This window comes from Stenotrophomonas sp. 96582_Sma (assembly GCF_056480905.1).
The window spans coordinates 1,931,000-1,953,054 of the sequence record NZ_CM151122.1; the positions used below are offsets into that span (position 1 = coordinate 1,931,000).

Here is a 22,055-nt window from a genome sequence, read left to right on the forward strand (position 1 = left end):
TTCATGTCTTCTGCATTGAGGGTGGTTGCATTGGTGGGGTCACCGACCAGCTCGGCGACGTCGCGCACGTTGTTGCTGGTGCGGCATCTGCTGGCGTCGCTGCAGCAGCGGGTGCACGCCAGCGTGGACCTGGTGGAGCTGGCGCCGATCGCGCGTTCGCTGGGTCAGTCGCTGTCGCGTGGCGAGGCGGAGCCGGCGGTGGAACAGGCACTGCAGACCATCGAGGCGGCGGAGCTGCTGGTGGTCGCAGCGCCGGTCTATCGCGGCTCGTATCCCGGCTTGTTCAAGCACCTGGTCGACTTCATCGGGCTGGAGGTGCTGGTGGATGTGCCGGTGCTGCTGGCAGCGACCGGCGGCAGCGAGCGCCATGCGCTGGTGATCGATCACCAGCTGCGGCCGTTGTTCAGTTTCCTGCAGGCGCACACGCTGCCGATCGGGGTGTATGCCACGTCCGCCGACTTCGAAGGCGAGCACATCAGCAGCGCGGCCCTGCAGGCGCGCATCGAACTGGCGACCGAGCGTGCGGCCGGGCACTTGGCCACGCAGGCGCAGGCGCTGACGGTAGCGGCGCCGCTGCGACGTATCGCCTGACGCCATAACCGGCAGCGCTTTGCTTATGGCTACGCCGCATCTGCGTGGCCGGATCTGACCGCCGATTGTCGCCAGCCGTCGCTGCTGCGGCTGCTGGCATCTCTAGCATCGATATCGAAGCGGCATCGCATTGCCGGCCCCGATGAGGACGACCCCTGTGACTTTCGACGCAGCAAGCAAACCCATCCTGTTCCTGCTCGACCGTGAGTTCGAGGACGGCCAGATTCCCGGCCAGCGCTTCTTCTGTCGGCACAGCCTGCTGCTGGAGGGCGCGCTGTCGAGCATCGATGGCCTGGACGCGCAGCTGGATGTACGCCGCATCGGCTTCGCGCGGCCGCGCCGCGAGGTGATCGCCGAGATCGGTGAGCAGGACCAGTCACTACCCAAGCTGGTGTTGCCGCAGGGCGTGCGCAGCGAACTGGCCAGTGGCGCGCACCAGGCCGCCAGTACATCTCCGGTGCAGAGCCGATCCTGGCCGCGTTGAACGGCTTGCTCGGCATTCCCGTGGCCCACCCCTGAGCGAGGACGTGACCATGAGCTATCAGATCAGTGTGCTGGACAAGAGTCCGGTGGCCGAAGGTGCCTCGCCGGAGCAGGCGCTGCGCAACAGCCTGCAGCTGGCGCAGCGCGCCGAACAGCTGGGCTACCACCGCTACTGGTTTGCCGAGCACCACGCTGCACCGACGCTGGCCAGCCCCGCACCGGAAGTGCTGGCTGCGTGGGTGCTGGCGCAGACCCGGCGCATCCGCATCGGCAGTGGTGGGGTGATGCTGCGCCACTACGCGCCCTACAAAGTGGCGGAGAACTTCAACCTGCTGTCGGCGCTGGCGCCGGGGCGTGTCGATCTGGGCGTGGGCAAGGCCCCCGGTGGCCTGCCGGCCTCGACTGCCGCGCTGGCAGCCGGGCGTCCGGCGTTCGCCGACTTCGACCAGCAACTGCGTGACCTGGAAGGCTATCTGTCCGGGGCCGACACCGAGGCACAGGCTCGGCCGGTTCCGCAGCAGGCACCGGAGCGCTTCCTGCTCGGGGCCAGCCCGCAGAGCGCGCAGCAGGCGGCCGAGCTGGGCTGGCGCTTCGTCTACGCCGCGCACTTCGATGGTGACCCGAAGCATATCGAGGCCGCGTTCGATGCCTACCGCAACGTTTCAAAGCAGCCGCCGCTGCTGGCCACGGTGGCCTTCGCCGCACCAACTGCCGAAGCCGCAGCGCGTCATATCGGCGCGCTGCGCGTCTACAAGCTGCACCTCGGCCCCGGCCAGACGGTGAATCTGCCCAGTCCCGAGGCGGCTGCCGAGTACGCGCGGCAGGTGGGCGTGGCTGACTTCCGCATCGAGGAGACACGCCCGAGCGTGTTGTCCGGTGATGCGCAGCACGTGCGTGACGAACTGGATGCGCTGCACCGGCGCTTCGGCGTGGGCGAGTTCGTTCTCGATGCGCCGGTGGCCGACCTCGACGCGCGTCTTACATCCCTTGAACTGCTGTCGCCCGCGCCGCGCGCGGCGGTGGCCTGACCTGCAGGAGCGATTCCCATGAGCACGACCACGCGCCACATTCCGTTCGGCATCATGCTGCAGGGCCCTGGCAGCCACATGCATGCCTGGAAGCATCCGTCCAATCCGGCCGATGCCAGCGTCAACCTGCAGTTCTACATCGACATCGCGCGTACCGCCGAGGACAACGGCATCGCCTTCGGCTTCGTGGCCGACGGCCTGTACATCAACGAGAAGTCGATCCCGCACTTCCTCAATCGCTTCGAGCCGATCTCGCTGCTGTCGGCGCTGGCCACGGCGACGAAGAAGATCGGCCTGGCGGGCACGCTGTCGACCTCCTACAGCGACCCGTTTACCGTGGCCCGGCAGTTCGCTTCGCTGGACCTGCTCAGCGGCGGTCGTGCCGGTTGGAACGTGGTGACCTCGCCACTGGAAGGCTCGGGCCGCAACTACGGTCGGCCGCATCCGGAGCACGCGTTGCGCTACCAGATCGCCGACGAGTACCTGGACGTGGTGCAGGGGCTGTGGGATTCCTGGGACGACGATGCATTCGTGCGTGAGCGCGACAGCGGCACGTTCTTCGCGCCGGACAAGTTCCGCCGCCTCGACCACAAGGGCCGCTTTTTCCAGGTGGAAGGGCCGCTCAACATCCAGCGTTCGCCACAGGGGCAGCCGGTGATCTTCCAGGCCGGGTCGTCCGACGATGGCATCGCGCTGGCCGGCAAGTACGCCGATGCGGTGTTCACCCATTCGCCATCGCTGGAGGAGACCCGCGCGTTCACCCAGAAGGTGAAGAACTCGGCGATCGCCCACGGCCGCAGCGGCAATGACGTGAAGATCTTCCCGGGCATCGGCCCCATCGTCGGCCGCACCGCGGAGGAGGCTGAAGCCAAGTACCAGGCAATCGCCGCACTGGCCACGCTGGAGGATGCGCTGGCGTACCTGGGGCGCTTCTTCGACCATCACGATTTCAGCCAGTACGATCCGGACGCGCCGTTCCCGGAGCTGGGTGACATCGGCAGCAATTCGTTCCGTTCCACCACCGACCGCATCAAGCAGGATGCGCGTGAGAAGGGCCTGAGCCTGCGCCAGGTGGCGCTGGAAGCGGTGAGCCCACGGCCAAATTTCATCGGTACGCCGGAGCATGTGGCCGACGAGCTGATCCGTTGGTTTGATGCTGGTGCCAGCGACGGCTTCATCCTCGGTTTCGCGGCACAGCGCGAAGGCCTGGACGATTTCGTGACCCAGGTGCTGCCGATCCTGCAGGCGCGCGACTACCACCAGCGCGAGCTGGAAGGGCAGACCCTGCGCGCGCATCTGGGCCTGCCGTACAAGGCCAGCCGCCATGCGACCGATGCCGAGCCGGCGCGGAAGGCAGGGTAAGGCGATGAGCGGAGAAAGCGCGGCAGCACCGGGCCATGCCCGGCGGAATTCCCCAACGACTGGCGTGCTGCCGGAAATCGCGGCACGCGCCGAGGCGGCCATCGCGATCCGCCATGACCTGCATCGGCACCCGGAGCTGGCCTTCGAGGAACACCGCACCAGCGCACGCGTGGCCGAGCTGCTGCAGCAGTGGGGCTATGAGGTCACCACCGGCCTCGGCGGTACCGGCGTGGTCGGTACGCTGCAGCGCGGGCAGGGCAGCCGTCGCCTTGGGCTGCGTGCCGACATCGATGCACTGCCGATCCACGAGGACTCCGGCCTGGCGTACGCCAGCCAGAACGAGGGGCTGATGCATGCCTGCGGCCACGATGGGCATACCGCCATCCTGCTGTCCGCGGCGCACTACCTGGCCCATCACGGCCGCATCGACGGCACCCTGCAGCTGGTGTTCCAGCCGGCCGAGGAAACCGGTTCGGGGGCCTCGAAGATGATTGCCGACGGCCTGTTCGAACGCTTCCCGGTGGATGCGATCTATGGCCTGCACAACTGGCCGGGTGTGCCGGTGGGCCACTTCGGCTTCGTCGACGGTCCGGCGATGGCATCGGTGGACTGGGCGCGGCTGAAAGTGATCGGCAAGGGCGGTCACGGTGCCGAGCCTCAGGGTAGCGTCGACCCGATCCTGGCGGCAGCGCATATCGTCACGGCGCTGCAAAGCGTTGTCTCGCGCAATGTGGATCCACGGCAGATGGGCGTGGTCACCGTCGGTTCGATCCACGGCGGGCAGGCCGCCAATGTGATCCCGGACGTCGTCGAGCTGAAGCTGACCGTGCGCGCCTACCTGCCCGAGGTACGTGACACTCTGCGGCGCCGTGTTACCGAGGTCGCCGAGCAGACCGCCGCCGCGTTCGGCGCGCGCGCGGAGATCGAGTTCCCGCGTGGCTTCCCGAGCGTGATCAACCATCCGCAGCAGACCGCCTACATCCGTGAGGTGGCCGTGCAGGGCTTCGGCAGCGAACACGTGGTGCCCGAATTCGCGCCGCGCACTGCCAGTGAGGATTTCGCGTTCCTGCTGCAGGCGCGGCCGGGCAGTTTCGTGTTCGTCGGCAACGGCGACAGCGCGCCGCTGCACAGCCCGCGCTATGTATTCAACGACGCCGCCATCGCGCCCGCTGCCAGCCTGTGGGCGCGGCTGGCTGAAGACTATCTGGTGAAGGACGTCGCATGAGCAGCAACGAACGCTTCCTCTACACCTCGGTGGATGATCCGCTGGCGCGGCCGCTGTTTGATGGTCTGGAACAGGAGTACGACAGCCGCTATGCCGACGTGCGCCGACGCATCGGTGGCAGCGCCCGCGAGGAGCTGCAGCGCTACCCGGCGCAGGCCTTTGCGGCCCCGGTCGGTGCCTTCGTGCTGCTGCTGCGCGACGGGGTGGCGATTTCCGGCGGCGCGTTCATGCCGCACCGTGATCCGGACACGGCCGAGTTCAAGCGCATCTGGACGTTGCCCGGGCTGCGTCGCCAGGGCATCGCGCGGCGCGTGCTGCAGGAGCTGGAAGACCAGGCGGCGCGGCAAGGGTACCGGCGGGTGTTCCTGACGACCGGCTTCCGCCAGCCTGAGGCTGTTGGCCTGTACCTCAGCCATGGCTACACCGCGCTGTTCGACCTGGAGGCCGACCCGGAAACGGTTGCGCATCTGCCGTTCGAAAAGCACCTGCGGGCAGCGACGCCTGTCGTTGCGCCTGCGCAGACCCAGCTGCAAGGAGCCCACGCGTGAGCACGCCTTCGACCGCGCTGGATGGCATTGCAACCCGGCCGGCGCCAGCACCGGCGCTGAAGATCGTGCCGGCCCGGCATCCGCTGCAGGTCTTCGGCACGGTGCTGGCACTGGCGCTGATCCTGATCGGGCTGCAATCAGTGCTGGGCAATCCGCGCTGGGGCTGGGGCACCTTCGCCGAGTGGTTCTTCGCACGCCCGGTGCTGGAAGGCCTGGGCCGTACGCTGCTGTTGACCGCACTCGGTACCGGTCTAGGCTTCGCGCTGGGCACCTTGCTTGCGCTGGCCCGGGTGTCCGGTTCACCGCTGCTGTCGGCGGTGTCGTGGGGCTATGTCTGGTTGTTCCGTTCGATCCCACTGCTGGTGCTGTTGTTGCTGTTGAACAACCTGGGCTACCTGTACACCACCATCGAGCTGGGCGTGCCGTTCACCGGTATCAGCCTGTTCTCGTACCCGACCACGCAGCTGATTGGTGTGTTCACCGCGGCGGTGCTGGGCCTGACCCTGAACCAGGCGGCGTTCTCGGCGGAGGTGATCCGTGGCGGCATCCTGTCTGTGGACCATGGGCAGTATGAGGCGGCCGCCGCGCTTGGCCTGCCGCGTGGCCGCCAGGTGCGCCGCATCATCCTGCCGCAGGCGATGCGCTCGATCCTGCCGGCCGCGTTCAACGATGTGATCGGCCTGGCCAAGAGCACTTCGGTGGTCTACGTGCTGGCGCTGCCTGAGCTGTTCTACACGGTGCAGGTGATCTACCGCCGCAACCTGGAAGTGGTGCCGCTGCTGATGGTGGCCACGGTCTGGTACCTGGTGATCCTCACCGTGCTGTCGTTGCTGCAGCGGCGCGTGGAGCAGCGCTTCGCGCGCGGTCAGCTGCAGCGCGAGCGTTCGGTATCGCGTGTCTCGTCACCGACGCGCGCCACAGGTGAGGCTGCACCGCGCGTGGTCAATCGCCCGCGCATCGCCGCGCAGGTTGAAGCGGGCGAGGGGGCATCGGTATCGCTGCACGGTGTGGGCAAAGTGTTCGGCGACCAGCCGGTGCTGGAAGACGTGAACCTGGACCTGCGCGCTGGCAGCGTGACGGTGCTGATCGGCCCGTCCGGCGCCGGCAAGTCCACGTTGCTGCGGCTGATAAACCACCTGGAACGTGCCGACAGCGGTTACGTGACCGTCGGCGGCCAGCTGATCGGCTACCGCCGCGATGGTGACACCCTGTACGAGCTGCCCGAGCGTGAGATCCGCCGCCGTCGTGCGGAGGTGGGCATGGTGTTCCAGGGCTTCAACCTGTTCCCGCACCTGACTGCGCTGGAGAACATCATCGAGGCACCGATCGCAGTGCGTGGCGTGTCGCGCGCGCAGGCCGAGCAGCAGGCGCGCACGCTGCTGGAACGGGTCGGCCTGGCCGACAAGGCCGATGCCTTCCCGCGCCAGCTGTCCGGCGGCCAGCAGCAGCGCATCGCGATTGCTCGTGCGCTGGCCCTGCAACCGAAGGTGCTGCTGTTCGACGAACCGACCTCGGCACTGGACCCGGAGCTGGTGGCCGAAGTGCTCAGCGTGATCGAGGAGCTGGCAAGCTCCGGCACCACGCTGGTGATTGTCACCCACGAACTGAGCTTCGCCCGCCGCGTGGCCGACCACGTGGTGATGATGGACCAGGGCCGGGTGATCGAGCAGGGCACGCCCGAGGCGCTGTTCGAACGTCCGCGCCAGCAACGCACCGCCGATTTCCTGGCCAAGACCCTGTAAACCCGGAAGGAAGACCATGAGCCCTGCAGCACCGCGTCGCCCCTCACGCAGCACCCTGTTGATCGTGGGCGTGCTGGTCATCGGCATCGCCGGCATCGTCTATTCGCGCGTGCGTCAGGCACCGGATGCCGGCACCGTGGCCGCAACCAGCCTGGCGGGTGCGAACACCGCCATCCTGAAGGGCACGTTCGATCCGAAGGCGCAGGCATTGATCCCCACGGGGTATCGCTTCGTCACAGCCGGTACGTTCACCGTTGCCACCCATCCGGGGCAGCTGCCGCTGGCCGACTACGGTACCGACAGCAAGGACGTGGTCGGCATCGAGCCGGACATCGCACGGCTGATCGCCGATGGGCTGGGCCTGAAGCTGGTGATCGTGCCGGTGGCGTGGGCGGACTGGCCGTTGGGGTTGGAATCAGGCAAGTACGATGCCGTGCTGTCGAACGTGACGGTGACCGAGGAGCGCAAGAAGAAGTTCGACTTCTCCAGCTACCGTTACGATCTGCTCGGCATCTACACGCGCACTGATGGGCCGATCCAGAAGATCGAAAAGCCGGCCGACGTTGCCGGGCTGAAGGTGGTGGTCGGTGCCAGCACCAACCAGGACCAGATCCTGCGCCAGTGGGACCAGCAGAACATCGCCGCTGGCTTGAAGCCGGTGGAGTACCAGTACTTCGATGACGCCGTGGTTGGGCGGCTGGCAGTGATCACCGGGCGCGCCGATGTCTCGTTCGAGCCCAACGCCACCGGCGCCTATTCGGCGCGCGATGGCAAGGTGCGGCGTGTGGGCCTGTTCCCGGGGGGCTGGCCGAACGCCGCAGCGATTTCGGTCACCACACGCAAGGGCAGTGGCCTGGCGGATGCGGTGACGCAGGCATTGAACACCCAGATCGGCAGCGGTACCTATGCGCAGGCATTGGCGCGCTGGAACGTGGCCGAGGAAGCGGTGCCGCAGTCGCAGACCAACCCGCCGGGGTTGCCGACGCTGTGACGCCGAGCATGGCCCGGCGCTGCCGCTGCTTTTGTAGAGCCGAGCCATGCTCGGCTGCTCTACCAACGCGCCTCCAGCGTTCTGAACGGTTTCGCCACGCGCACGCCCTCGGCATCGAAGCCGGAAACGCTGCGTCCATCCACACGCACCGTCTTCGGCATCGTGCGCGCCGGCCACCAGACCTTCACCGCCGTCCCGCTGCGCAACCCGTCGCCTAGGGTGACGTTCAGTGTGCCGTCGCGCTGCCGCGCCTGCATCTGCAACGTGCCATACGCGGTCGGCAGACGCTCCACCGCCATGCCATCGCCCGCCACCCACGAAGGCGGTGTGCCCGGTAGCAATGACAACGCATCATCGTCCTCGCGCATCAGCATGCCGAACAGGGTGCGGCCGTACTCGGCACCGATCCAGGTATGCGGCATGTCGCCGAGATAGCGCGGGAAGCGCAGCCGTGAATGCACTACTTCGGCCAGCACCTGCCATTCAAGCGGGCGCCGATCGTGAAGCAGGCCCTGCAACAGCTCGTCAGCCACGTCTGGCTGGCCAAGATGCACATAGCTCAGCACATTGCGGATCTCGTACGGCGTGTAGGCATACAGCGCACCGGGCTGGCTGCGCTTGCGCACGTCGTCCAGGTAGCGGGCGAAGGTGGTCCGCAACGCATCTGCCGGCAGCACGCTCTGCGCACCGGTGGGGTCCAATGCAATCGAAACGCCGGTGGGATCACCATCGCCCAGATCCGCCGAGGACGGAATGAAGTCGATGCCCTTCCACGCCATCGTCGCCCGGATCGAGGCATGCAGTGCGTCGTACAGCAGCTTGTACTGTTCGCGCGCCCAACGGGCGGTTTCATGGTCGCCAAGTGCCTCTGCCAGCCACGCGCCGTCGTGCCAGCCCTTCAGTCCCCAGTAGTCATCCCAATAGCTGTGGGTGGGCGAAGGGTAGCCCTCGTGGCTGATCGACGGCGCAAGAATGCCCGCGAAGCGCTCCGGCGCTGGCTGGTCAGCCATGTAACCCGCTACCAGCGTGCGCTCGCGCAGCTGCTGCAGGAAGCGCAGCGCCGCCTTCACTTTCGGCAGGTACGCGCGCACCGACTCCGCACCGCCATCGAGGCGGGCGACATCGGCGACCAGTGCCACATACTGGCCCTGGCTGTCGTACTCGATGTCCGAACCAAAGCCGGTGTTGACGCTGCCATCGTCGTTGAGGATCGGTGAAACCAGTCCGTTGGCATGCACGCCGTGTGTGCTGTACCAGGCCAGGTAGTCGCGCGCGACGCGGGCTTCGCCCATCCGCAGCAGCACTGCCGAGGTGGCCATGCCATCGCGGATGAAGGAGCGGTTGTAGTTGCGTGGCCCCGGTTGCATGGCCGGGCCGGTCTGGTTGATCAGCATGTAGGCAGCCTGCGCGCGCAGCATGTCCACCAGCGATGGATCAGGCAGGCGCAGCCCGACCTGGCCCAGGCGTGCCTGCCAATCGGCGGACGCCTGCGTGGCCAGCGTCTCGAACGCTGCATTGGCATCACGGGGCAGCGTTGCCAGGTCAAGCGCAGGCGCTTCGGGCAGCACGCCATTGGCATCGGCAGCGGCGGTGCCGAGTGGGAACGCCACGACCACCGCATCGCTGGCACCGGGCGCGAGGCGGATCCGGTAGCTCAATGCGGCTGCGGCCAGTCCTTGCTCGTCACGTGCCTGCTGCGAGGAAGGCAGTTCGCCGGCAGCGACGTCCGCGGTGATCTCCGTTGCGCCGTCCTTCCCGAACGGCGCCACGCCGGACGCAGCCACTGGCGTGAGCGAATGCAGCAGCGTGCGGCCATTGATGCGCAGGGCCTTTCCATCGATGGCCACCTCGCGGATCGGCGACAGCCCGCCGTTCTGCCACGGCGGATTCATCTGCATCGGACGCACGACCAGACTGAGCGTGCCGTCGATCGCCGTGGTGCCGGTGTTGTGCAGTCGATGGCGGAGGAAGGTCACCGGCTGGCCATCGCGCTCGATGGCGAACACCTCACTGCGCAACTCCAGCCCAGGCTGCGGCGACCAGGTGGCCGAAGGCATAGGCTTCCAGCCATCGCGCAGGGCGTGCTGTACGGGCTGACCGGCGGCACCTGCAGCACGCCCGTCGGCGCTTCGCCAGAGCGGCTGCACCAGCGGCGCACCCTTGAACGCTTCCAGATTGCCGTATTCGTCGAAGATCGATTTCTGCCGGCCCGCATGCACACCCACGGCGGTCCAGTAGGTCTGCTGCATCTGCAGCGAGGCGGGGAACAAGGCACGTTGCGCACCGCTGGCGGCAATCTGGTAGCGCTTCATCGGCGTCATCACGGCTTTCGGGCCAAGCAGGCGCAGGCGCGCGATCTGCGGGGCAGCGCCGTCCACGGCCAGGCGGAATGCACGTAGAGGTTGTGCCGTGTCAGCAGCCAGCCAACTCTGCCGATGGCTGGCCGCCTGTGCATCGTGTGCGAGGTCCTGCCATCGGCCCTGTGCGTCCTGCGCCTGCAAGCGGGCGGCGCCGCGCCCGCCATCGGCCCAGTCGACCGCGAGACCGGCCGTCGACTGGGTGCGAGGCAGCATGATCTCGAGCGTATGGGATCCACCTTTTCCGGCTGGAACCGCGACGGTGCCACCGCCTTGCCAGAGCGCCGCCGCCTGCGCTGCATGGACACCGCTGATGCGTGCGCTGAGCGTGCTGTCCAGCGGCTCCATTTCGAAGATCGACACGCCCCAATCGGAGGTGCGCTGTGGGCTGGCCAACCTCAGGTAGCGCGCCTGGCGTGGCGCGAAGGACAGCGTTTCCACGTCGCCCAGCGAATCGGCCATGGTGTACGCGGTCTGCCACTGCGTGCCGTCCAGCGAGGTCTGCAGTGAATAGCCCTCTGGATTGGAGACATCCCAGGTAAGCCGTGCGCCGGCCAGCATCGTCGGTGCGCCCAGATCGATCTGGAACCAGTGGCCCGGACTGAAGGCACCGCCGGTGACGGTCTTGGGGTCGCCGTCGATCAGATGGCTGATCGCCATCGCCGGTACCTGCTGCGAGGACGCGCTGGCCTGCCATTGGCTGCGTGGTGGCAGCGTCTGTGCCTGTGCGCTGAAGGCCAGCGCGGCCAACAGCAGGGCAGTGGCAGATCGCCATGGGATAGCTGAGCGGAAGACCTTGGAACGTTCGGCGCGCAACGTCATTACGGACAGCCTCGCAGGTTCGACCGGAATCGGGCGAGCGCTACGCTAGCAAGGGATGTAATCGGTTACATGACGCACTGCAGCGCCGCCGGGCGCTGGCGCTGCCATCGCGGGAGCGCTGACGGATGTGGCTCTGGACGGCTGCAGGCTTGCCCCTATGCTGATTGGCAACGACCACCGATCTGAAATGGATTGATGATGGAGTTCAGTTTCACGCTGATGTACCGAGTGCCTGATACCGGAAAAGATCTCAGTGCATTTGAGCGAGGTCTTGCAGAGGTGGGGTGCGACGATGCGCTGCTGGGCAGTGGTTCGCCGGGCGTTTTGGCGTTGCGATTCCAGCGAGAAGGCACAGCCGCAGACGATGTCGCGCGTGCCGCATGCGTGCAGGTCCAGAATGCGGTACCGGAAGCCGAATTGATAACCGTGCATGTCGATGTCAGCAATGCTGGCGGCGTCTCCAATTGCGGTGACTCCAAAGCTGAGCTTGTTTGACGTCCACGGCGCACTTCTCAGAAGCAGCCGAGCATGGCTCGGCTCTACATGGCTTCCGGCAGGTCAAGCGGCATCCTCCATTACAGCTCCACCGTCTCCCACCAGCGCGTACCCGCCTGCGGCGCCTGCATGTCCAGTGCTTCGCCCATCATCGGCGTGGCCACCGGCACGTTCTTTGCGGCGGCCAGTGCGGTGATGCGCTCGAACGGCTGTTGCCATGCGTGCAGCGCCAGATCGAAGGTGCCGTTGTGGATCGGCAGCAGCCACTTGCCGCGCAGGTCCAGGTGCGCCTGCAGGGTCTGCTCGGGCTGCATGTGCACGAACGCCCAGCGCGGGTCGTAGGCACCGGTTTCGATCATGGTCAGGTCGAACGGGCCGTACTTCTCACCGATGGCCTTGAAGCCGTCGAAGTAGCCGGTGTCGCCGCTGAAGAAGATGCGGAAGTCATCGTCCTGGATCACCCATGACGCCCACAGGCTGCGATCGCTGTCGCCCAGACCGCGGCCGGAGAAATGCTGGCCCGGGGTGGCGGTCAGGCGCAGGCCGCTGGCTTCGGTCGATTGCCACCAGTCCAGCTGTTCGACCTTGCTGGCGTCCACGCCCCACGCAATCAGCTGGTCGCCCACACCCAGCGGTGCGATGAAGCGCGCGGTCTTGCCGGCCAGCTGCATCACTGCGGCATGGTCCAGGTGGTCGTAATGGTTGTGCGAGAGGATCACGCCGGCGATCGGCGGCAGCTGGTCGATGCTGATCGGCGGCGCGTGGAAGCGGGCCGGGCCCATCCACTGCACCGGCGAGGCGCGCTCGGAGAACACCGGATCGGTCAGCCAGTATTGGCCACGCAACTTCAGCAGGATCGTGGAATGCCCGAGCCGGAACAGGCTGCGATCAGGCGCGGCGTCCAGGGTTGCACGGTCCAGCGGCAGCACCGGAATGGGGTGGGCGGGCACGGTGCCCTTGGGCTTGTTGAACAGGAACGTCCACCAGATCTCCGCGCCATCGCGCAGGCCCATCGCCGGACGCGGCAGGGCATTGCGGAACTTGCCGTCGCGGTACTGCGGCGAATCGGGGAAGTCGGGGAGGGACCAGGACTTGCAGAAGGTGTAGGCGGTCACGGCGAGGATTCCAAGCAAAAGGACAAGGAGCAGGCGCTTCATGGGTGACGTCCGCTGGGTACACTGCACAGTGTAGTTTCGTGTTTTTCAAAAGTACACTGTCGGGTGTAAAATGGTGGCGTCCGTTCAGCTATCCGGTTTCCGCCATGTCCCGTGCCCCGCAACGCCTGACCGACCGCAAACGCGAAGCCATCGTGCGTGCGGCGGTGGAGGAGTTCCGGGCATCGGGCTACGAGGCGACCAGCATGGACCGCATCGCCGAGGTGGCGGGGGTCTCCAAGCGCACCGTCTACAACCACTTCCCGAGCAAGGAAGCGTTGTTCTCGATGATCCTGGAGGAGCTGTGGGAGCGCAGCGTGGCCAGCGACGCACTGCCGTACCGCGCCGACCAGCCGCTGCAGGCGCAGCTGATGCAGCTGCTGGGGCAGAAGCTGGAGCTGCTCAGTGATGCCAACTTCATCGACCTGGCACGGGTGGCAATGGCCGAGATCATCCATTCGCCGGAACGTGCGCAGGCCATCGTCTGCCGCATGGGCGAGAAGGAAAGCGGTGAGAGTGCGTGGATCCGCGCGGCAATCGCCGATGGCCGGCTGCGCCAGGTCGATCCGGAGTTCGCCGGCCACCAGCTGCACGGGCTGGTGAAGAGCTTTGCATTCTGGCCACAGGTGACGATGGGGCAGGCGCCGTTGAACGAACAGGAGCGCGCACGCGTGGCCGAATCGGCGGTGGCGATGTTCCTGGGTTACTACGCGGTCTAGCTGGCGGCGAAGCGGCGGAACTCGTCGGCCGGCAGCGCCGCCGAGTACAGATAGCCCTGGCCGACATCCACACCCAGTGCGCGCAGTTGCTGTTCCTGCGCGAGGGTTTCGGTACCCTCGGCCACCACGATCGCACCGCAGCGATGCGCGACTTCGACGATGAAGCGAACGATCGACTGCGACTTGGCGTCGGACAGGGTGGCAATCAACGCCTGCTCGATCTTGACCTCGGCAATGGCCAGCTGCGAGAGCAGGATCAGGGTTGAATAGCCGGCACCGAAATCATCCAGTGACAGCGTGACCTCCGCCGCTAGCAGCTGTGCGATGTTGGCATCGACCACGTCGCGCTCGACGATCTCGGTCCATTCGACGATCTCCAGCCGCAGCATCACGCCGGGCACATCGTGCAGTGCCAGCAATTCCTGCAGGCGCAGGCCGAAGTCGGGCAGGCGCAGTGACTCGGCCGAAACGTTCACGGCGATCTTCAGCTGCGAGCCATCGCGTCGGCACTGCTGCAGGAAGTGGATGGCCGACTGCAGCGTGGCCCATTCCAGTTCAGCCAACCGCCCCTGCCGGCGCAGCAGCGAGATCACCCGCATCGGCGCGATCAGCCGGCCCTCGCCGTCGCGCATGCGCAGCAGTGCTTCGGCGCCGACCAGCTGGCGATCCTGAAGGCGATGCTTGGGCTGGTAGCACAGGGGGGCATCTCCCTGCTGCAACCAGCGTTCGAGGGCGACTTCGATCAGGGCGTCGATCTCGCTGTCGCGCTGGATCGGATCGTCGAAGAACACGACGCCTGATTCGATCGCACTCAGCGCCACGGTGATCGCGCGGAACGGAAGATGTCCTTCGTCGGCATCGGCGGGGGGCTTCAGTTCGACCACCGCACAGCGGAACAGCGGCCGGAAGCCGGGCCAATCGCGGCCGACCCGATCGGCCAGGTTGCTGGCCAGCTCGGTGATCTGCGGCTGCGTGCGCAGTTCGAACAAGGTCAGGTCGCGCACCAGGATCGCCAGCGCGGCATCGCCGAACTGGTAGATCTCCAGCTGCCCGGCTGGCAGCGAGGGCAGCAGCCGATGCACCTCGTCGGTGCTGTCGCGCTGCCACAGGCCGTTGTCCTGCAGCGGACCATAGCGCAGGCGCAGATCGCGCAGGTTGCCCATCTCGGCCACGATCAGGCATGCCTTGCCGATGCCGTCGTTGTCGCGCCAGTAATGCTGCAGGCGTTCGCCAAGTGCACGCATGTTGGGCAGGCCACTGATCGGATCGATGCGCAGCCAGGCCTGTTCGCGCTGACGCTGTGCATCGATCTGCGCATCGTTGTAGACCAGCGCGAACACCGCGCCGAGCATCAGCAGCGATAGTGGCAGTGCCAGCAGCCGCTGGATTGCCAACTCCTCCACGGGTAGCTGATTGGCGCCGATGATTGCGACGCCCAGTGCCAGGCCCAACGCAGTGACGGCGATACGCACGCCCCAGGCCTGCAGGATCACGCGCAGCGAGAGCTCATTGAGCATGCGCGGGTGCAGGCGCCTGCGCAGCCAGACGCCGGCCAGCATCTGCAGCGTGGCCTCGAGGCCGGCCGGCAGGAAATACTGGGTGCCGGCAAACTGGTAGCGCGCCAGCAGGCTGGCGGCCAGGCAGGTAAGGCCGCCGCGCCAACCGCCCAGCAGGCCACTGACCAGCAGGATGTCGAAGCCGAGGTGCAGCTTGACCACACCCTGGGTGTAACGGGCCACGAACCAGGAATTGAACAGGTAGATCAGGCCCAGCGCCACGCCGACATACAGGCGACGGCCTTCAATGGCGTGCCCGGCGCGGCGGGTGGCGATCAGCAGCACGCCGATCATGCCGATCACCGCCGTGGCCTGCAGCAGGTACAGCGGCAGGCTGGGCAGGGCGCTGTCCAGGACCTGGGCCGAGACCCGTGAAAGCGCATCCATAGCAGGTTCCCGCCTGTGACCGACGGCCAGTGACGAGCAGCGTAGTCGCAGCAGGGCGCAGGTTCAATTGCACTGGCTGGGTTCGGGCAGGAGGTGGTCGGCCATGAAATCGACAAACGCGCGTACACGCGGCTGCTGATGGCGATGGCTTGGCCAGAGGGCCCAGAAGGTGCTGCGCTCGGTGCTCCATGGGTCCAGGACGCTGACGAGTTCACCGCGGTCCAGCGCATCACGCGTGGCGAAGTCGGGCAGGCACGCAATGCCATGGCCATCAATGGCCATGTGCAGGATCGTCTCAAGATGATTGGCAGTCATTGCGGCAGTCAGCCGCGGCTCAGTGCCTCCCTCATGCGTGGGCAGCGGCCAACGTTCGATCAGGCCGGTGCCGGGAAAGCGATGGAGGAGGCATGCGTGGCCGCTCAGATCATCCGGGTGCTGTGGCGTGCCGCGCTTGGCGAAGTACGCAGGGGCGCCCACACAGAGCAGGCGGGCACTGCCGAGGTTGCGGCCGTGCAGCCTGGAGTCGGCGGGGTTGCCCGTGCGGACAACGGCGTCGAAGCCCTCCTCGATGACATCGACAAGACGGTCGCTGAAGTGCAGGTCGAGTTCGATGGCGGGAAAGCGGTGCGCAAAGGCCGATAGCACCGGCAGCATCAGTCCGCTGGCGAGTGGAAGACTGACCTTCAGGCGACCGCTGGGCGCGGCCTGGGCGTCGGTCAGCTCGCGCTCCGCTGCGGCGACCTCGGTCATGATGCGACGGCAGCGTTCAAGGAACTGCTCGCCTTCGGCAGTCAGGCTGACGCTGCGGGTATTGCGATTCAGCAGGCGGGCGCCCAGGCGCTCTTCCAGCCGGGCGATGGTCTTGCTTGCCGCCGAAGGGGTGATGCCACGCTGTCGTGCTGCGGCCGCGAAGCTGCGTGCCTCGGCGACCAGAACGAAGAGGCTGAGACCGGCAAAGCTGTCCATGACATGGCCATTGATGACGTTAATGTCATTAAAGCACGGACACAACGATGGATTTTTACGCGATAGCGTCGTCGCTAGCATCAATGCGGTGGCGCCTGGCCACGCTGGAGTTTCATCGACATGTCAGTTGCTTCTGCTGAGACGGCCGGATCATCACGCTTTGGAGTGGTGCTGGCGGGCTGCCTGACGGCGCTCACCATTCCGTTGAGCATTGCCAGCCCCGCCGTTGGCATTCCCGCCATCCGGGACGCGCTGGGCGGTTCGCCTGCGGCGTTGTCCTGGATCATCAACGCTTATCTGTTGACCTACGGCTGCACCACGCTGGTGGCCGGTGGGCTGGCCGATCTGCATGGCAGGCGTCGGATCTGGCTTCTGGGCGGCGCGTCGTTTGCGCTGGTCACCGGCCTGATCCCCTTGATGCCCGATGTGGCGTGGATCAATGCACTGCGACTGCTTCAGGGGATGGCGGCGTCGGCTGCGTTTGCCGGTGCGATGGCGTCGCTGGCGCAGGTGTTCGACGGCGAGGCGCGGGCAAGGGTGTTCAGCCTGATCGGCACCACCTTTGGTGCAGGAGCCGCAGGCGGTCCGCTGCTGGCAGGCGGGTTGATCGATGCGCTGGGCTGGGAATGGGTGTTCTTCCTGCCTGCGTTGCTGGCCGCCCTGACCGTACCGTTGGTCGCCCGGTCATCCGTCGAATCGAAGAGCACCGGTTCGCCACGCCTGGATTGGCTGGGCGCCGTCACCTTCATGCTGGCGCTGGGGTCACTCACCTACGCCATGATCGTGCTGCCGGAACGCGGCCTGTTGCATCCGCAGACGCTGGTACTGCTGGCGCTCTCGATGGTGTTGCTGGCCGCGTTCATTGCCGTCGAGCGCTCCCATCGAACACCGCTGCTGGATCTCGGGCTGTTCCGCAACCGGCGCTTTGTCGGCGTGCAGATTCTCGCCGCTGCGCCTGCGTTCTCGTACGTCGTCCTTCTGGTGGTGCTGCCGGCGGGGTTCATCGGTGTTGAAGGACTGCGACCCACCGAGGCTGGACTGGCGATGGCAGCGCTGTCTGCACCCTTGCTGGTTGTTCCCCTGGTTGCCGGCTACCTGCTGCGCTGGATTCCGGCGCGGACGCTGTGCTGTGCGGGCCTGCTGATCGGCGCGCTTGGGCTGGCATGGCTGGCGCAGGTGTTCCAGTTCCCGTCGGTGCGCTGGATGCCGATGCTGGTCATCGGAATCGGCATCGGCCTTCCCTGGGGCATCATGGATGGCCTGGCGGTCAGCGTGGTCGGCAAGGAGCAGGCCGGCATGGCCGCTGGCATCTTCAATGCGATGCGACTGGCAGGCGATTCCATTGCCCTCGCGCTTGTCGGCATCATGCTCTCATCCCGCATTGGCGGGAGTATGGCGCTTGAGGCCAGCGTCGTGGCCCGTGCCGCCGTGCACCGGCTGTCCATGGGCGACCTTGGCGGAGCGGTGGAGGCATTGCCAGGCGTTTCGAGAACGGCGCTGGCCCAGGCATACATGGAGTCCGTCCGTGGCCAGCTGTTTGTCCTGGCGATGGCGACCGTGCTGACCGCCATCGTGCTCGGGTACCTGTTGCGCGAAGAGGTCGAGCTTGGCCTGCGCAGAGTCGGTCAGTAGCGCGGGTCGGCGATGGCCGGCAGCACCAGTTCGCGCACGAAGCCGGACGGTGACAGCCGCAGCAACGCGCGCACCATCGCAACGACGTCGTGCACCGGCACCAGCTCGCCGTCGCCGCGCGCTGCGGCCTCTGCCACCGGCACTGAAAGTGCATCGTCGGTGTTGAGGTAGCCCAGCTGCAGGCTGGTCACCGCCAGGCGGCGATCGCGGAAACCCTCGCGCAGTGCATCGGCGATGCCGTTGAGCGCGAACTTGGATGCGCCGAACGCCACTTCCGGGCGGCCGCTGCGTGGCAGTGCCGAGGTCGAGCCGGTCAGCACCAGCTGCGGGCGTGGTGCGCCCAGCACCCGCGGCAGCAGGCGCTGCAGCAGCACCAGGGTGGCGGTGATGTTGACGTCGACGAGTTGGGTGAGTGCGGCATCGGTTTCGTCGAGGAAGGCGTACTCGTCGCTGAAGGCGGTCTCTTCCCAGATGCCCAGGTTGTGGATCAGCACATCCAGATCGGCAGGTGCCTGTGCTGCGATGTGGTCGGCAGCCACGGTCGGCTGGGACAGATCGGCTTCGATCCACTGCAGGGTGACGCCCTCGGGGCATTCAATATCGCGCGGTCGGTTGCGTGAAACGCCGATGACGGTGTCGCCTGCACTGCACAGGCCTTCCACGAACGCCCGACCGAGGCCCCTGCTGGCGCCGATGACCATCAATTTCATGTTGCTTCCTTGTTGTACTGCGGCGGCCTCAGTCGACCGCCAGAACGGTGTCCCAATCGGCGAACGCACGCAGGCCGCTGCGTTCGGCGGTAATGATCGAGGCGGTGTTGTCGAGCTGGCAACGGTACTGCGGTTGCAGCCCGGCCGTCTGTGCGGACACGGCCATGGCGCGTACCAGCTGGCGCGCGTGCCCGCGACCGCGGGCCTCGGGCAGGGTCAGCACGCCCATGTCGGCCAGGGCCGGATCCAGGCTCCACGGGTACATGCTTCCCGCGGCAACCAGCCGCTCGCCATCGAAGGCGCCGAACACCTGCCAGTGGTCCAGCTCGACCCAGGCGGCATCCAGATCCTCCTCGCTCGCGCTGGCCTGGAACCCGTCGAACGCGGCTGCGTCGGCCGGGCCAAGACAGCGGATATGTGGCGGTGCAGGGCGCTCGGCCAGGGCCGCAAGTTCTGCGGCGGGGAAGTAGAAGACGCGATCCGCGCCATGCGTGCGCTGGCCGAGCTGCTGCAGGCGCAGTTGCAGCTGCGGGAGCGTCCAGTGCGGCTGCGCGTGCAGTTGCAGGCGAGCGGCCAGGGCCGGGCGCAGCAGTGCGCGCGCGGGGCCCACGACCGGCTGCAGCAGCATGCCGTCCTCGCCCTCATCGAAATCATCGCTGCACGCCAACTGCAGCAGCGGATCATCCTGCAGCATGCGCTGCCCGGAGAACACGCTGCGCCAGGTCGCATCGATCAACGGGGCAAACACATCATCCATGACCGGTGTCTCGCTCAGTGCCGGGGCAGGTCCACCTGCAGGCCGGCGGCCTTCCATTCGGGGTAACCGGCGGCGAGCCGCTGCGCGGTCAGTCCGGCCTCGCGCAGCATCGCCACCGCATCGTTGGACAGCACGCAGTAGGGACCGCGGCAGTACGCGACAATGTGGACGGCACGCGGCAGTTCGTCCATCCGTGCACGCAGTTCCGTAACGGGAATGTTCAGCGCGCCGGGCAAGTGGCCCAGATCGAATTCCTCACGCGGCCGCACATCCAGCAGCACCACGCTGCTGCGTTGTTCCAGCAACTGCTCGACAGTCAGGCCTTCCAGAGCATCGCGGCGCTGCAGGCTGTCGTGGATCACGCCGTGCATCTCGCTGCGCTGGTGGTCGGCATAGTCGCGCAGCGCGGCCAGCAGGTTGCCCAGCGGACCCTCACCACTGCGGTAGAGGATGCGCTTGCCATCGCGACGGGTCTGAACCAGGCCGGCACGGCGCAGCTGCTGCAGATGCTGGGAGGTATTGGCCACCGACAGCCCGGTCAGTTCGGCCAGGCGCTCCACTGCGCGCTCGCCCTGGGCGATGTGCTCCAGCAGGGCCAGGCGATGGGCATGGCCGAGCGTGCGGGCGATCTCGGCCAAGGCTTCCAGCGGTGAGAGCGGTGGCTCTGTTGCAGCGTTCATGCGGCGCACGCTAGCATCGCTCTATCATTCAAGCAAATAATTGAAGGTGCGCGATATGGCTGGCCTGGTGACATTCGTGATGGATTCGGTGGTAGTCGGCGTGGGAGCGACCGCAGTGATGGACCTGTGGGCGCTGGTGCAGCGGCGGCTGCTCGGCATTCCCTCGCTGGATTTCGCGATGGTGGGCCGCTGGCTGGGGCATCTGCCGCGCGGGCGCTTCCGCCACGATGGCATCGGCCGCTCGGCGGTGGTCAGTGGCGAGCGCGCGCTGGGTTGGACCGCGCATTACGTGATCGGTGTGGTCTTCGCCGCGTTGCTGCTGGCCGTGGTGGGGAACGGTTGGGTGCAGGCGCCGACACTGTGGCCGGCGCTGGCCTTCGGCATCCTCAGCGTCGCTGCACCGTTCCTCATCCTGCAGCCGGGCATAGGCGCGGGCATTGCCGCTTCAAAGACCCCGGCGCCGGGCAAGGCGCGCCTGCGCAGCCTGGTGGCGCACAGTGTGTTCGGCCTGGGCATGTACCTTTCCGCGTTGTTGTTGGCTGCGGTCCATGCAGGATGAGCGAGAATCCGTGGGGTCACCGGCAACAGGAACACCTCGGCATGGAAGCACCCAAACCCATCACTGATGACATGCCGCTGCCGTGGGCGTGGCAGGACGCATTGGCCGATGCGCGCATCGAGCGGCAATCGATCGGTGTGTCGCGTGCGGATGTTGCCCGCGTGCATCGGCCGGGCCAGGCCGATGCTTTCCTGAAGTCGGAAGTGATCGACGCCTTCAGTGAGCTGGGCGATGAGATCGCACGCCTGCGTTGGCTGCAGGCACAGGGACAACCGGTGCCAACGGTGATTGCCACTGCCGAAGAGGCGGGCCGGCGCTGGTTGCTGATGAGCGCGCTGCCTGGCCGCGACCTGGCCTCGTCGCCGGAGCTCGCGCCGCAGCAGCTGGTGGAGCTGCTGGCCGACGCGCTACGCGGGCTGCATGCGTTGCCGGTGGCAGCCTGTCCGTTCGATCAGCGACTGGCGTCGCGCGTGCAGGTCGCGCAGGCCCGCATTGAAGCGGGCCTGGTGGATGCCGATGATTTCGATGATGAGCGCCTGGGCCAGAGTCCGCAGCAGGTCTTCGCCGAACTGTGCAGCACCCGGCCCGACCATGAAGACCTGGTGGTCAGCCATGGAGACGCCTGCCTGCCGAACCTGATGGTGGCCGAGGGCCGCTTCAGTGGTTTCATCGACTGTGGCCGGCTGGGTGTGGCCGACCGCTACCAGGACCTGGCGCTGGCCGCGCGCAGCGTGGTCCACAACTTCGGCGACACGCGTTGGGTCGCGCCGTTGTTCCAACGCTACAGCGCGGTGGCCGACGAGCGCCGGCTGGTGTTCTACCGGTTGCTCGACGAGTTCTTCTGAGCCCGCGCATGGCTGGCGATGGCCGCGCAGATCAGGCCACCGACCACGCTCAGGTGTTCCAGCGCGAAGAACAGGGCCAGCTGCTGTTCGGCGCCGTGCTTGTTCCAGAAGGTATGCACGATGACGATGGTCAGCAGCATGAACACCGCCAGCGCGCCGCTGCCCAGCCAGAGCAGGCGATCGAGCAGCAGGCACAGTGCGCCGCCCAGCAGCACCACGGCGCTGGCGATGTTGAACAGCACAGGTGGTTGCAATCCGGCGGCCTGCATTTCGGCCACGCTGTTGTCCCACGCCAGCAGCTTGGCCAGGCCCGAGGACAGGAACACCACGGCCAGCAACAGCCGCGCGAGGAACCACAGCACGCGGCTGTCGAGCAGGGTGGTGATCATCCGTGGCATGCAGGAACTCCGGGTTGGGCGTGGGACAGGCCACGCAGCATCGGGCCT

General features: G+C 66.8%; 20 protein-coding genes and 1 pseudogene. 13 read left to right on the forward strand and 8 right to left on the reverse strand.

What is annotated here, in order from left to right:
• Window positions 1-3: 3 nt before the first annotated feature.
• The 8 genes and pseudogenes from msuE to ACZK2R_RS09065 all read left to right on the forward strand — a co-directional run bounded on the left by msuE (window position 4) and on the right by ACZK2R_RS09065 (window position 7,970).
• Window positions 4-591, forward strand: coding sequence for an FMN reductase (msuE, locus tag ACZK2R_RS09030; protein ID WP_180836903.1), 588 nt, complete (start codon window positions 4-6; stop codon window positions 589-591).
• Between the two features lie 142 nt (window positions 592-733).
• Window positions 734-1,110: pseudogene (locus tag ACZK2R_RS09035) on the forward strand (DUF3088 family protein).
• 14 nt (window positions 1,111-1,124) lie between these two features.
• Window positions 1,125-2,102 carry an MsnO8 family LLM class oxidoreductase gene (locus tag ACZK2R_RS09040; protein ID WP_006362431.1) on the forward strand — a complete coding sequence of 326 codons (978 nt, stop codon included), beginning with the start codon at window positions 1,125-1,127 and terminating at the stop codon, window positions 2,100-2,102.
• A gap of 18 nt (window positions 2,103-2,120) precedes the next feature.
• Window positions 2,121-3,464 carry an LLM class flavin-dependent oxidoreductase gene (locus tag ACZK2R_RS09045; RefSeq protein ID WP_180836905.1) on the forward strand — a complete coding sequence of 448 codons (1,344 nt, stop codon included), beginning with the start codon at window positions 2,121-2,123 and terminating at the stop codon, window positions 3,462-3,464.
• A gap of 4 nt (window positions 3,465-3,468) precedes the next feature.
• Window positions 3,469-4,689 (forward strand): M20 aminoacylase family protein, encoded by a 1,221-nt coding sequence (locus tag ACZK2R_RS09050; RefSeq protein ID WP_180836907.1) that lies wholly within the window; start codon window positions 3,469-3,471, stop codon window positions 4,687-4,689.
• On the forward strand, window positions 4,686-5,237 hold the full coding sequence (locus tag ACZK2R_RS09055; protein WP_125892936.1) for a GNAT family N-acetyltransferase: 552 nt from the start codon (window positions 4,686-4,688) through the stop codon (window positions 5,235-5,237). Before ACZK2R_RS09050 ends, ACZK2R_RS09055 begins: the two co-directional genes overlap by 4 nt.
• A complete protein-coding gene (locus tag ACZK2R_RS09060; RefSeq protein ID WP_180836909.1) occupies window positions 5,234-6,979 on the forward strand; it encodes an amino acid ABC transporter permease/ATP-binding protein in 1,746 nt (581 codons plus the stop codon). Before ACZK2R_RS09055 ends, ACZK2R_RS09060 begins: the two co-directional genes overlap by 4 nt.
• Before the next feature lie 16 nt (window positions 6,980-6,995).
• Window positions 6,996-7,970 (forward strand): ABC transporter substrate-binding protein, encoded by a 975-nt coding sequence (locus ACZK2R_RS09065; RefSeq protein ID WP_180836911.1) that lies wholly within the window; start codon window positions 6,996-6,998, stop codon window positions 7,968-7,970.
• 59 nt (window positions 7,971-8,029) lie between these two features.
• Here the strand turns inward: ACZK2R_RS09065 and ACZK2R_RS09070 are convergent, their stop codons facing one another.
• Window positions 8,030-11,149, reverse strand: coding sequence for a galactose-binding domain-containing protein (locus ACZK2R_RS09070; protein ID WP_180836913.1), 3,120 nt, complete (start codon window positions 11,147-11,149; stop codon window positions 8,030-8,032).
• A gap of 198 nt (window positions 11,150-11,347) precedes the next feature.
• Here ACZK2R_RS09070 and ACZK2R_RS09075 point away from each other — a divergent pair, with 198 nt between their 5' ends.
• Window positions 11,348-11,644 (forward strand): hypothetical protein, encoded by a 297-nt coding sequence (locus tag ACZK2R_RS09075; RefSeq protein ID WP_071228931.1) that lies wholly within the window; start codon window positions 11,348-11,350, stop codon window positions 11,642-11,644.
• 80 nt (window positions 11,645-11,724) lie between these two features.
• On the opposite strand, the gene ACZK2R_RS09080 is transcribed toward ACZK2R_RS09075, so the two are convergent.
• Complete coding sequence (locus ACZK2R_RS09080; protein WP_180836915.1) at window positions 11,725-12,801, reverse strand: MBL fold metallo-hydrolase; 1,077 nt, start codon at window positions 12,799-12,801, stop codon at window positions 11,725-11,727.
• 104 nt (window positions 12,802-12,905) lie between these two features.
• Here ACZK2R_RS09080 and ACZK2R_RS09085 point away from each other — a divergent pair, with 104 nt between their 5' ends.
• Window positions 12,906-13,517 carry a TetR/AcrR family transcriptional regulator gene (locus ACZK2R_RS09085; protein ID WP_049398557.1) on the forward strand — a complete coding sequence of 204 codons (612 nt, stop codon included), beginning with the start codon at window positions 12,906-12,908 and terminating at the stop codon, window positions 13,515-13,517.
• On the opposite strand, the gene ACZK2R_RS09090 is transcribed toward ACZK2R_RS09085, so the two are convergent.
• Window positions 13,514-15,460 (reverse strand): EAL domain-containing protein, encoded by a 1,947-nt coding sequence (locus ACZK2R_RS09090; RefSeq protein ID WP_049398556.1) that lies wholly within the window; start codon window positions 15,458-15,460, stop codon window positions 13,514-13,516. The genes ACZK2R_RS09085 and ACZK2R_RS09090 overlap by 4 nt on opposite strands.
• Before the next feature lie 63 nt (window positions 15,461-15,523).
• Window positions 15,524-16,426, reverse strand: a complete 903-nt coding sequence (locus ACZK2R_RS09095) for a LysR substrate-binding domain-containing protein (protein ID WP_107431774.1) — start codon at window positions 16,424-16,426, stop codon at window positions 15,524-15,526.
• A gap of 120 nt (window positions 16,427-16,546) precedes the next feature.
• On the opposite strand from ACZK2R_RS09095, the gene ACZK2R_RS09100 reads away from it, so the two are divergent.
• Window positions 16,547-18,058, forward strand: coding sequence for an MFS transporter (locus tag ACZK2R_RS09100; RefSeq protein ID WP_180836917.1), 1,512 nt, complete (start codon window positions 16,547-16,549; stop codon window positions 18,056-18,058).
• Here ACZK2R_RS09100 and ACZK2R_RS09105 read toward each other — a convergent pair.
• The 3 genes from ACZK2R_RS09105 to ACZK2R_RS09115 are packed head-to-tail and all read right to left on the reverse strand — an operon-like array spanning window position 18,052 to window position 20,205.
• Window positions 18,052-18,768: an SDR family NAD(P)-dependent oxidoreductase gene (locus ACZK2R_RS09105; RefSeq protein ID WP_180836919.1), complete on the reverse strand. Its 717-nt coding sequence runs from the start codon at window positions 18,766-18,768 to the stop codon at window positions 18,052-18,054. The two genes, ACZK2R_RS09100 and ACZK2R_RS09105, sit on opposite strands and share 7 nt — an antisense overlap.
• A gap of 28 nt (window positions 18,769-18,796) precedes the next feature.
• The gene (locus tag ACZK2R_RS09110) at window positions 18,797-19,525 is read right to left on the reverse strand and encodes a GNAT family N-acetyltransferase (protein ID WP_180836921.1); all 729 of its coding nucleotides are present in this window, start codon (window positions 19,523-19,525) and stop codon (window positions 18,797-18,799) included.
• 14 nt (window positions 19,526-19,539) lie between these two features.
• Entirely contained in the window at window positions 19,540-20,205 is a 666-nt protein-coding gene (locus ACZK2R_RS09115; protein ID WP_032129739.1) for an ArsR/SmtB family transcription factor, read from the reverse strand.
• Window positions 20,206-20,260: 55 nt separating this feature from the next.
• On the opposite strand from ACZK2R_RS09115, the gene ACZK2R_RS09120 reads away from it, so the two are divergent.
• Together ACZK2R_RS09120 and ACZK2R_RS09125 are read left to right on the forward strand one after the other, a co-directional pair.
• Window positions 20,261-20,764: a DUF2938 domain-containing protein gene (locus ACZK2R_RS09120; protein WP_180836926.1), complete on the forward strand. Its 504-nt coding sequence runs from the start codon at window positions 20,261-20,263 to the stop codon at window positions 20,762-20,764.
• Window positions 20,765-20,805: 41 nt separating this feature from the next.
• Window positions 20,806-21,609, forward strand: coding sequence for an APH(3')-II family aminoglycoside O-phosphotransferase (locus ACZK2R_RS09125; protein WP_180836928.1), 804 nt, complete (start codon window positions 20,806-20,808; stop codon window positions 21,607-21,609).
• Here the strand turns inward: ACZK2R_RS09125 and ACZK2R_RS09130 are convergent.
• Window positions 21,582-22,007 (reverse strand): DoxX family protein, encoded by a 426-nt coding sequence (locus ACZK2R_RS09130; protein ID WP_088025763.1) that lies wholly within the window; start codon window positions 22,005-22,007, stop codon window positions 21,582-21,584. The two genes, ACZK2R_RS09125 and ACZK2R_RS09130, sit on opposite strands and share 28 nt — an antisense overlap.
• Window positions 22,008-22,055 lie beyond the last annotated feature (48 nt).